The sequence below is a fragment of the Nocardia brevicatena NBRC 12119 genome, assembly GCF_000308495.1.
GTDB lineage: Bacteria > Actinomycetota > Actinomycetes > Mycobacteriales > Mycobacteriaceae > Nocardia > Nocardia brevicatena.
The window spans coordinates 18,003-29,365 of record NZ_BAFU01000051.1 but is presented as its reverse complement, the minus strand read 5'-3'; the positions used below and the strand labels follow the sequence as shown (position 1 = coordinate 29,365).

At 67.5% G+C, this 11,363-nt stretch carries 6 protein-coding genes, 1 pseudogene and 1 riboswitch; of the genes and pseudogenes, 3 read left to right on the top strand and 4 right to left on the bottom strand.

From position 1 onward, the window contains the following. Positions 1-328: 328 nt before the first annotated feature. Both ON20_RS11475 and ON20_RS11470 read right to left on the bottom strand, forming a co-directional pair. Positions 329-1,136 (bottom strand): annotated as a pseudogene (locus tag ON20_RS11475) (3-hydroxyacyl-CoA dehydrogenase). 250 nt (positions 1,137-1,386) lie between these two features. Beyond that, positions 1,387-3,576, bottom strand: coding sequence for a malate synthase G (locus ON20_RS11470; RefSeq protein WP_040835175.1), 2,190 nt, complete (start codon positions 3,574-3,576; stop codon positions 1,387-1,389). A gap of 725 nt (positions 3,577-4,301) precedes the next feature. Between ON20_RS11470 and ON20_RS11465 the strand changes: the two genes are divergently transcribed. The 3 genes from ON20_RS11465 to ON20_RS11455 all read left to right on the top strand — a co-directional run bounded on the left by ON20_RS11465 (position 4,302) and on the right by ON20_RS11455 (position 6,872). Next, a complete protein-coding gene (locus tag ON20_RS11465) occupies positions 4,302-4,850 on the top strand; it encodes an HNH endonuclease (RefSeq protein WP_086008968.1) in 549 nt (182 codons plus the stop codon). A 35-nt stretch (positions 4,851-4,885) separates the two neighbouring features. Then, on the top strand, positions 4,886-5,134 hold the full coding sequence (locus tag ON20_RS11460) for a WhiB family transcriptional regulator (RefSeq protein ID WP_040835173.1): 249 nt from the start codon (positions 4,886-4,888) through the stop codon (positions 5,132-5,134). A gap of 64 nt (positions 5,135-5,198) precedes the next feature. Further along, the gene (locus ON20_RS11455) at positions 5,199-6,872 is read left to right on the top strand and encodes a VWA domain-containing protein (RefSeq protein WP_218002501.1); all 1,674 of its coding nucleotides are present in this window, start codon (positions 5,199-5,201) and stop codon (positions 6,870-6,872) included. A gap of 756 nt (positions 6,873-7,628) precedes the next feature. On the opposite strand, the gene gcvP is transcribed toward ON20_RS11455, so the two are convergent. Beyond that, complete coding sequence (gcvP, locus tag ON20_RS11445; protein ID WP_086008970.1) at positions 7,629-10,421, bottom strand: aminomethyl-transferring glycine dehydrogenase; 2,793 nt, start codon at positions 10,419-10,421, stop codon at positions 7,629-7,631. A gap of 153 nt (positions 10,422-10,574) precedes the next feature. Continuing rightward, positions 10,575-10,673: riboswitch (glycine riboswitch) on the bottom strand. 95 nt (positions 10,674-10,768) lie between these two features. Then, entirely contained in the window at positions 10,769-11,347 is a 579-nt protein-coding gene (locus tag ON20_RS11440) for a MerR family transcriptional regulator (protein WP_051162205.1), read from the bottom strand. Between the last annotated feature and the right edge of the window lie 16 nt (positions 11,348-11,363).

Sequence of the window (11,363 nt, the reverse complement as noted above, 5' to 3'; positions counted from 1 at the left end):
GATGTCTATGTTCCCGATAAGCTCGACGACGGCGGAAGCCTGCTCTTGGAAAACCCATGGGGAAAACAACACTCCACCGGAATGACACTCGATATCCTGCACGAAATGAACGCGAGTCTTCACTGGGTGAGTCCCAACCCCTGACGAGACCGCGAGCAGGACGATTCCGTTCATACCATCGTCCACCCACTCGCGTGGAGTGGGCGGTGACCATGTCCCATCACGGCCGAAAACACCGGCACAGTCGACGATGGTCGACCGTGACCAGGCCAAGGGGCGGCCACTGCCGCTCACAGGACGACCGGGTGAAACCGAAGGATCCGACTGCCTACTCGCTATACCAGTAGAACCCTTCCCCGGTGGCAAGGCCGAGCTTGCCCTTGTCGATGTAGTTGGTCTTCAGCCAGTCCGCGAGCCGGCGCTCGCCCTCGCCACCGTGCACGAGGATGTTGTAGGGCGTGGTCAGGCCGATGATGTCCAGGATCTGGAACGGACCCATCGGCGCGCCGGTGGCGATACGCCAGGTCTTGTCCACCGCCTCCGGTTCGGCGTAACCGCCCGCGGCGAGCGCGGCCGCGCAGTTGAGGAATGGCACGAGCAGCGAGTTCAGCACATAACCCGCCTTCTCCTTGTGCAACTCGATCGGCACCATGCCGATCTTCTCGGCGAAGTCCACCACCGCCCGGAACACCGCCGGATCGGTCTGCGGCGTGCCCATCACCTCGGCGGTGTTGAACCTCCACACCTGATTGGCGAAATGCAGGGCGAGGAACCTGTCCGGCCGGCCGGTGAAAGTCTTCATATCGCTCGGCAGCAGGGTCGACGAGTTCGTCGCGAAGATGGTTCGGCTCGGTGCGAGTTCGCCGAGATGTGTATAGGTCTCCCGCTTGATGTCGAGTACCTCGGGCACCGCCTCGATCACCAGATCGGCCTCTTTCACGGCGGCGGCGAGGTCGGTGGTGAGTGCGATACCCGAACGCGTCCGCTCGACCTTTTCGTCGGTGGCGCCGGACACCTCCTCGCGGTAGGGTCGCGGCGAGTCGGGCAAAGCGATCCCGCGCCGCGGCCAGCGCTTCGTCGCTGATGTCGTACGCGGTGACGTCGAAGCCGTGGAACGCGGTCTGCGAGCCGAGCACCCCGGTCCCGAGGACCGGTCACCGAGCGGATCTCGATGGCCATCGTGTTCTCCTCCCATTGACGAGACACGGCCGTCTCGCGGCGTTTGCCGTCGCATTACCCGTGGTCATCGCATGCAATCACGCCAACCGCCCCGCGGACTCGCCGAGCCTCTCGGCGAACGGTCCCGGCCGGTGACCGGCCTCCGAAACGGGTGGACGCCCCGGCCGTCGAGCCGGGGCGTCCACCATCCGATCGGGTCTACCGTGGTCAGCCGTTGTTCTTGGCGGCCAGTGCCTTGGCCTCGCGGCGGCGGCGGTGCAGAATCGGCTCGGTGTAGCCGTTGGGCTGTTGGGTGCCCTCCAAGATGAGATCCTTGGCGGCCTGGAAGGCGATACTTCCCGCGAAGTCGGGCGCCATCGGCCGGTAGTTCGGGTCGCCTGCGTTCTGCCGGTCGACGACCGGGGCCATCCGTTCCAGGCCGGCCACCACCTCGTCGGCGGTCACGATGCCGTGCCGCAGCCAGTTGGCCATGAGCTGGCTGGAGATGCGCAGGGTGGCGCGGTCCTCCATGAGCGCGACGTCCTTGATATCGGGCACCTTGGAGCAGCCGATGCTCTGGTCGATCCAGCGCACCACATAGCCCAGGATGGACTGGGAGTTGTTGTCCAACTCCTGCCGCTTCTCCTCGTACGTCCAGTTCGGATCGGCGGCCAAGGGGATCTCCAGGATATCGTCGACGGTGGCGCGCCGGCCGCCCTCGGCGATCTCCTGCTGCCGCTTGAAGACATCCACCTTGTGGTAGTGGGTGGCGTGCAGGGTGGCGGCGGTGGGCGAGGGCACCCAGGCGGTGGTGGCGCCCGCGGTGGGATGACCGATCTTCTGGGCGAGCATATCCGCCATCAGGTCGGGCATAGCCCACATACCCTTGCCGATCTGCGCCTTGCCCGGCAGCCCGGTGGCCAGGCCGGTGTCGACATTCCAGTCCTCGTAGGCCAGGATCCACCGCTGGCTCTTCATCTCCGCCTTGCGGATCATCGGGCCCGCTTCCATGGAGGTGTGGATTTCGTCGCCGGTGCGGTCCAGGAAGCCGGTGTTGATGAACACCACGCGCTCGGCGGCGGCCCGGATACAGGCCTTCAGGTTCACCGTGGTGCGGCGTTCCTCGTCCATGATGCCGACCTTGAGGGTGTTGCGGGCGAGGCCGAGCACGTCCTCGATCCGGGCGAACAGTTCGTCGGTGAAGGCGACCTCGTCGGGGCCGTGCATCTTCGGCTTCACGATGTACACCGAGCCGGTGCGGCTGTTGCTCAGTCGGGCGTTGCCGGTAAGGTCGTGCATGGCGATCAGCGAGGTGATCAGACCGTCCATGATGCCCTCGGGGATTTCGTTGCCCTCGGCGTCGAGAATGGCGTCGGTGGTCATCAGGTGGCCGACGTTGCGCACGAACAGCAGCGAGCGACCGTGCAGCACCAGTTCGGAGCCGTCGAGCGCGCTGTAGACGCGGTCGGGGTTCATGGTGCGGGTGAAGGTCCTGCCGTCCTTGGTGACCTCCTCGGCGAGGTCGCCCCTCATCAGGCCGAGCCAGTTGTGGTAGCAGAGCACCTTGTCCTCGGCGTCGACGGCGGCGACCGAGTCCTCGAAGTCCATGATGGTGGTGACGGCCGCCTCCAGCACCACGTCCTTGACACCGGCGTTGTCGGTCTTGCCGATCGGCGAGTCCGGATCGATCCGGATCTCGATGTGCAGACCGTTGTTCTTCAGCAACACCGCCGACGGCGTCGCGGGATCGCCGATATAGCCGACCAGTTGCGAGGCGTCGGCCAGGCCGATGGTGGTCCCGTCTTCCAGGGTCACCTCCAACTCGCCGTCGACGATCGCGTACCCCCGGGAGCCGATATGCGAGCCGGTGATGAGGGGGACCGCGTCGTCGAGGAAGTTGCGCGCCCATTCGATGACCTTGTCACCGCGCACCTTGTTGTATCCGGTGCCCTTCTCGGCGCCGTTCTCCTCGGAGATGGCGTCGGTGCCGTACAGCGCGTCGTACAGCGATCCCCAGCGGGCATTGGCGGCATTGATGGCGAAACGGGCGTTCATCACCGGCACCACCAACTGCGGGCCGGCCATGGCGGCGATCTCGTCGTCGACATTCGCGGTGGTGACCTGGAAGTCGGCCGGTTCGGGACGCAGGTACCCGATGTCGGTCAGAAACTTTTTGTAGGCGGCCCTGTCGTAGTTCGCGCCGGGATGTTCGGTATGCCAGGCATCGAGTTTGCCCTGGATCTCGTCGCGTTCGGCCAGCAGCGCCCGGTTGCGTGGGGCGAGGTCGTTGATGATCTGCTCGGTGCCGGCCCAGAACGCGGCGGAGTCCACGCCGGTACCCGGAAGTGCCTCGTTCTCGACGAACTCGTGGAGAACGCCGGCCACCTGCAGCCCGCCGACCTGAATCCGCTCTGTCATCTACTGCCTCACTTCCGAAAATCCGGGTGGAAAGTCGACGCCATGTTACCGGTCGGTAGCGCCGCACAGGGTCACTGGGTGAACCGCCCGCCCGGATACTGCCGCACGTGCGCACTCTACTCCGGGCGAGTTGCCGAGGATTCGCTCGACAGGCAGCACCCCGGCGTACGAGATCATCCTCGCCCGCGAGGCGCTGAAGGATTTCCCCAGCGACCAGGTCTATCCGTCCGGCAACCGTCACGCCCTGCGTGAACAGGTCCGCGAACACATCGCCCGCAGGTCGGAGCATCTCGTCGGCAACCTCCGGACCGCCGCAGCACCCACCCCGTCCTCGCCGTGCGTGGGAGCGGGGTTTCGTTCGTCGCGCCCCGCTCGAACCCGATGAGGTCAGGCCTCGACTGTGGCCGGCCGGCGATTCGCCCCCGTACCGAAAAATGAACTGACAACGGTGTCTTCGGTGCGTCACCATGTTTGCGTACCCGATCCGCCGCATCGGGCGGGTCGACGAGCACCGAAAGGAGGAGTGGTCTTGTATCCCGTCGAACCTGTCGACGCGACACGGTCGATATCCGAGTCGAGCATGCGACAGCGACTGTCCGGTAATACCGGCGGCGATCCCGTGATCGACCGGCTCCTCCCGGCGCGGCCGTAACTCGCACGCCGTACTCCGCTCTCCACTCACCCGCGGGGCCTGTTCCCGCGTGTCTCGAAACATGGTGACTCCCATGCCGATTCCGCATTCCACCGAGCCGTCGACGCTCACCGTCGACAACTGGATACGCACCCGCGTCCTGGTGCTCAACGCCAGTTACGAGGCATTGGACGAGATCACCGCCGACCGTGCCGTGACCCTGGTGGCCGGCGGGGTGGCCGAATCGGTGGTGGTGCGCCGGCCGAATTTCCCGATCCGATCGCAACACCTAGAGATCATGCTGCCCGAGACCATCCGATTGGTCCGCTACGTCTACCTGGCCGCGGCGACCCCGCTGCGGGCGGACGGCCGGGCCGGGCACGCCGGGATCCTGCGCCGTGACGGCAACCGGTGCGGGTACTGCGGTGAGTGGGCGCACACCGTCGACCACATCCGGCCGCGCAGCCGAGGTGGGCCCAATACCTGGGAGAACCTCATCGCCTGCTGCGGCACCTGCAATACGGTCAAGGCCGACCGGACCCCGGAGGAGGCCGGGATGCGGTTGCTGTGGGAGCCGAAGGCACCCGACCCCTTGGCCAAGAAGCAGCGGCGGGTCTGGAAGCAGCTCGCCGCGTCCACGTGACGAGATCCGAGGCGATCCGCGAAGGAGGGATCGACATGACCATGGAAGTACTGACCGATCTGCTGCCGCTGTCGGACAGCCACGGGTGGCATCGGGCCGCGTGCCGGGGCGACCCGAACCACGAGGCGTGGTTTCCGTACCCGTCCCAGGACTTCGCCTACGCCCGGGCGGTCTGCGGAAGCTGCCCCATCCGTCGGGAGTGCGGTGAGTTCGCCGAACGCACCGGACAGTCCGGGGTCTGGGGTGGGCGGGAGTTCGACCGCGGTCGAATGATCCGCGATTGAAGCGGTATGGGGTCACGCGGGGTGATCCCATACCCCCTCTCGCCCGGACCTACACTTGGCGCTCGTGGGAACCCATCGCAGCGCAACCAGTTCCAGAGGTATCAGCAAAGGACCGGTTGTCGCCGTCGTGGCCGTACTACTGCTGGTGGCCGCGGTCTTCGTCTGGTTCAGGTTGAGCGAACGCTCCGACGAGCGCGCCGGCGCTGCCGCCGGAGAGTGTGTCGAGGGACCCGCCACCCTGGACGTCACGGTCGATCCCGAGATCGCCGCCCCGGTCCGCACCATCGCCGACCGGTACAACGCGACCGAACCGAAGGTGCGTGACCACTGCGCGAAGGTGGTGGTGACGGATCGCCCGTCGGCGGATATCGCCGCCGCGTTCGCCTCGAACGGCCCGTGGGACCCGGCGCTCGGCCCCAAGCCGGGGCTGTGGATTCCCGATTCCATGCGTTCTGTCGAATCCGTCCGGGTGCCGGGCCTGATCGAGGGCCAACCCGAGTCCGTCGCCTCCAGCCCGATCGTGCTCGCCGTTCCCGACCAACTGCGCGGCGCCCTGGGATCCACCCGGATCTTCTGGGCGGATCTACCGCGTCTGCAACAGGGTTCGCTGGACGAGGTCGGCCTGTCCGGCTGGGGCGGGCTGAAGCTGGCGCTGCCGCCCGGGGACGCGTCACTGGCCGTCGCCGCCGCCATCGCGGGTTCCGTCTCGGGCACCGACCCGCTCACCGAGGAGGCCGCCGCGTCCGGGCAGGCGGTCGCCGCGGTCTCCGGGCTGGCCGCGCACGCGCCCGAGTCCCCCGATACCCCGGCGGCCCTGGCCGCTCTCTCGGCGTCCGCACCGGCCGAGGCCACGGTGCACGCCGTACCGATGACCGTGCGCCAACTCGACGCCATGGGCGGCGCGACGGCGATCGCGCCCGCCGGCGCCGCACCGGTCGTGGACTATCCGGCCGCCCTGATGGCAGGCCCGTGGGTGGACAAGACCCAGAACCTGATCGCGGGACTGTTCACCCAGTTTCTGCGCAAACCGGAGAGCCTGCAGGAGTTCACCACCGCCGGTTTCGCCCCGCCCCCGCCGAACCCGGTACCGACCCCGCCGCGGGCGGCCCTGGACAGGCTCCGCACCACACTCGCCCACCCGGTGCTGGGTGTGAACGCCACCGTCCTCGTGGACGTGTCCTCGTCGATGAGCACCGGTGAGGGCTCGTCCACCCGGATGGCCAACACCGTCGGCGCGCTGGCCTCCACCGTGAACGTGATGCCACCCGATTTCGGCCTCGGCGTCTGGACATTCGGCAAAAGCCTCGCCGGCGGCGATTCGCACAAGGTGGCCGTGAAGACCGCCCCGCTGTCCGATGACCACCGCGCCGAGGTCATGGACGCGGTCGGCTCCGTGCGCGCCGGTTCCGCCAAGGCCGACGAATGCTATCCCGCGCTGGTCGCGGCCTATCGAGCGGCCGTCTCCGGATACCGGGACGGCTACACCAATTCGATCCTGCTCATCACCGACGGACCCGAGGACGGCTCCTCGCTCACCGACGAAGACCTGTTGTCCGAGATCGCGGACAGCGGCTCGCCGGACACTCCCGTCCGCGTCGATGTCCTCGTCGTCGGCGGGCAGGGCAGCGACACCCTGCGCACCCTCACCGAACGCACCGGTGGCAAGTACACCGCCCTGCCCAGCAGCGACGATCTCCAGTTCGGCACCGCTGTCGTACAGGCACTCACTACACCGTGAGCTCCGGCAGATGAGGCCGCCGGCGGGCCGAGGATGGCGGGCCCGCCGCCTTCCGGGCAATCTCCTCCAGGGGAGGTCATAAAGTTCTGTGGCGTGTCGACCAGGTTTGACGTGTGCATGGAACTCGCTCGCGGCGTGGCCGGTCGGAGTAGGGCCTGGCAGTTCATCGAGCGCACTGGATGTCACCGGGTGGATGGGGCGAGGCCGATCCGGCAGCGGCCGAGGAGGAGCTCGGCGTGCGGCTTCCGTCCGCAATGTGTGAGACCTACAGGTTGTTCGGACGCAGAGCGGATCTGACGAGCATCGGTGGATCCCGCAGCAGTGGAGCCGAGGCAACTTTCGCCGTTGATTCGTTGATGGGCTCGACGCGAACCGAGGAAGTCAAGGGACGATCGAGACGGTGCACGGACCCGCGCAACACCCGGACGCGACCATCACGATCAGTGAATCCGAGTCCTTCGCCTCACCGGTGAGAACCGGACGTTCACCGAGGCGATCGACACCGGTGCCGCCTGTGTGACCGGCAACCGCGACGCCCTGCATGGGATCAAGAGTGTGTTCCGCTTGCTGCCGCGGCGTGCTCGCAATTCCGACCGGTGAACGGGGTTTCGCGTATTCCGGCCCGTGCCGTCTCATGCGGGTTCCACGTGGAGAGCGTCCAGGACTCGAATGGCCGCACAATTGCGGCCATGGTCGCGAACATGGAGTCGCCACGCTCGGTGAGGGCGCAGAAGACGGCTCTCCGTCGGTAGAGACTCAGTCGGCGTAGGCGTCCAAGGGCGGGCAGGTGCAGACCAGGTTGCGGTCCCCGAAGGCGCCGTCGATCCGCCGAACCGCGGGCCACACCTTCGCCCGGGTATGCGCGACACCGCGCGGGTATACCGCGGTCTCCCGGCTGTACGGGTGGTCCCATTCCCCCACCAGGCAGGCCGCGGTGTGCGGGGCACCGCGCAGCGGGTTGTCGTCGACCGGCCATACCCCGGCACCGACCTGGTCGATCTCCCGTTTGATCGCGATCATGGCCTCGACGAATTCGTCCAGCTCGGCCAGGTTCTCGCTCTCGGTGGGCTCCACCATGAGGGTTCCGGCGACCGGGAAGCTCATGGTGGGCGCGTGGAATCCGTAGTCGGCCAGGCGTTTGGCGATATCGTCGACGGTGACGCCGGTCTCCTTGGTGATCCCGCGCAGATCCAGGATGCACTCGTGCGCGACCATACCGTTCTCGCCGGTGTAGAGCACCGGGTAGTGCTCGTCGAGGCGGCGTGCCAGATAGTTGGCCGAGGCGATGGCCGTGAGGGTGGCCCGGCGCAGGCCGTCCGCGCCCATCATCCGGATATACGCCCAGGTGATGGGGAGGATCGACGCGGATCCGTACCGTGCCGCCGATACCGCGTGCGAATCGGTGTCCAGCGGGTCGCCGGGCAGATACCGCGCCAGATGCGCGCGCACCGCCACCGGGCCGACTCCCGGCCCGCCGCCGCCGTGCGGGATGCAGAACGTCTTGTGCAGATTCAGATGGCTCACATCGCCGCCGAACCGTCCCGGCCGCGCCAGGCCGACCAGGGCGTTGAGGTTGGCGCCGTCGACGTACACCTGACCGCCGGCGTCGTGCACCAGCGCGCACAGCTCGGCGATCTCGTGTTCGTACACCCCGTGAGTGGACGGGTAGGTGATCATGATGCAGGCCAACCGTTCGGCGTGGTCGGCGATCTTGGCGCGCAGATCATCCAGGTCCACATCACCGTTCGAGCGGCATTTCACCACTTCCACCCGTAACCCGGCCATGGCCGCGGACGCGGCGTTGGTGCCGTGCGCGCTGGACGGGATCAGGCAGGTGTCGCGGTGATCCTCGCCCCGGTCGAGGTGATAGCGGCGGATCGCCAGCAGACCCGCGTATTCGCCTTGGCTGCCCGCGTTCGGTTGCAGGCTCACCGAGTCGTAGCCGGTGATATCGGCCAGCCAGTTCTCCAGATCGGTGATGATCCGCAGCAGCCCGGGCACGTTCTCGGCCGGCGTGTACGGGTGCAGCCGGGTAAAGCCCGGCCAGGTGATCGGCTCCATCTCCGCGGTGGCGTTGAGTTTCATGGTGCAGGAGCCGAGCGGGATCATGCTGCGGTCCAGGGCGATGTCCTTGTCGGACAGTTCCCGCAGGTAGCGCAGCATCGCAGTCTCGGTGCGGTAGCGGGTGAACGCGGGATGGGTGAGGAATTCGGAGGTGCGGTTCACGATGCCGGCGCAGACCGGTTCGGCGGGTGCACCCCCGAACGAGTCCAGGACGGCGGCAATATGCGCGTCGGTGGTGGCCTCGTCGCAGGCCACCGCGACATGGTCGGCGTCCACCACACGCAGGGTGATACCGCGCGCCGCGGCCTTGGCGACCACGGCCTCGGCCTGCCCGGGAACGCGGGCGGTGACGGTGTCGAAGTATTTGTCATGTACCAGGGCCTCGCCGAGCGCGGCGGCGATCCGCTCGGCGTGGCCGTGCACCCGGCGGGCGATCGAGCGCAGACCGTCGGCGCCGTGGTAGCAGGCATACATGGCGGCCACGATGGCGAGCAGCACCTGGGCGGTGCAGATATTCGAGGTGGCCTTCTCCCGGCGGATGTGCTGTTCCCGGGTCTGCAGGGCCAGCCGATAGGCGGGGGTGCCGTCGGCGTCCTTGGACACGCCGACCAGTCGGCCGGGCAACTGGCGGGCGTGCGCGGTGCGCACCGCCAGATATCCGGCATGCGGGCCGCCGAAGCCCATGGACACCCCGAACCGCTGGGTGGTCCCGAAACAGACGTCGGCGCCCTGTTCCCCCGGCGGGGTGATCAGGGTCAGCGCCAGTAGGTCCGCTCCGGCCGCCACCAGCGCGCCTCGTTCGTGCGCGGCGGCGATGAGCGGCGCCCAGTCCACCACGCGCCCGGACGCCCCTGGCACCTGCACGATCACGCCGAAGAACTCGCCGTCGGGCAACTGTCCCGAGGCGAGGTCCGTCTCGACGATCTCGATCCCCAGCGGCTCGGCCCGGGTGTGCAGCACGGTGCGGGTCTGGGGGAACAGGTCGGTATCGACCATCAGTCGCGCCGCGCCCCTGCTGTTGCCCCGCCGCAGCAGCGTCATGGCCTCCGCCGCGGCGGTCGCCTCGTCCAACATGGACGCGTTCGCCACATCCATGCCGGTCAGGTCGGTGATCATGGTCTGGAAGTTGAGCAGTGCCTCCAGCCGACCCTGGCTGATCTCCGGCTGGTATGGCGTGTAGGCGGTGTACCAGGCCGGGTTTTCCAGCAGATTCCGTACCAGCACCGGCGGGGTGAGGGTGTTGTAGTAACCCAGGCCGATCATGGAGGTGGTCACGGTGTTCGCGGCGGCGAGTTCGGCCAGTTCCGCCAGGACCTCGTGTTCGCTCGCGGCGGCCGGCAGCGCGGAGACCGCCTCGTCCCGGATACCCGCCGGCAGTGCGGCCGCCGCCAGTTCCTCCGGTGACCCGACCCCGATGGTCTCGAGCATCCGTGACAGCTCGTGGTCATCCGGTCCGATATGGCGGTCGGCGAAAGTACGGGTCACGATCACTCCAGGTGGGCGGGCCGATCGGGTCTCGGCGGTATCCGGCCCTCCCCCTCTGTCGTGGCGCCTGAGAGATTCGGGTGCCCCGGCCGCGGCCCGAGTTCCCTTTCCCCATGGGCGGGCGGCCCGTGGCCGCCTCTTTCCAGAGACGTCGGATACCGCACGGTCCCTGGTGCCTGAGAGATTGACGGGGAGGTGCTGCTCCTTCGGCGTCCGAGCCTGGGTGACCCGGAACTCTCCCGCACGGATACGACGCGGTATCAGTTTAGGACGGCGGGGAGCCGCGACGAGCCGGCGACCCGTGTGGGGCATGCCACTTCCCGGCGATGCGCGACCGGTCGGCGCGGCTATCCGGTCTTACGGTTCATGCGCGCCCGGCGACGGTAGGACAGTTCGTCCTCGGGGCGGTCATCGATTTCGGTGGCGCGTTCGGCGGGGAAGGCCGCGATGGCGCCGGTGAGTTCCCGCATCGCCCCGCTGACGGCGATACCGAAGACACCCTGACCACCCTGCAGTAAATCGACCACTTCCTCCGGGGAAGTGCATTCGTAGACGGAGGTGCCGTCGGAGAACAGGGTGATACCGGCCAGGTCCTGGACGCCGCGGCTGCGCAGATGGTCCACGGCGATACGAATGTTCTGCAGCGAGATTCCGGCATCGAGCAACCGCTTCACGATTTTCAGGACCAGTATGTCCTTGAAGGAATACAACCGCTGGCTGCCCGATCCGGCCGCGCTGCGAATGGACGGTACGACGAGTCCGGTGCGTGCCCAGTAGTCGAGCTGTCGATAGGTGATCCCGGCGACCTGACAAGCGGTCGGCACGCGGTATCCGACCAGTTCGTCGGGGACGGAATCGTCGGGGAACAGGCCTGGCTGGATCTCGTAGCGTTCGGCCGGAATGTCATCCGACCATACGTTCTGCATATTCTCTGCCACTGAC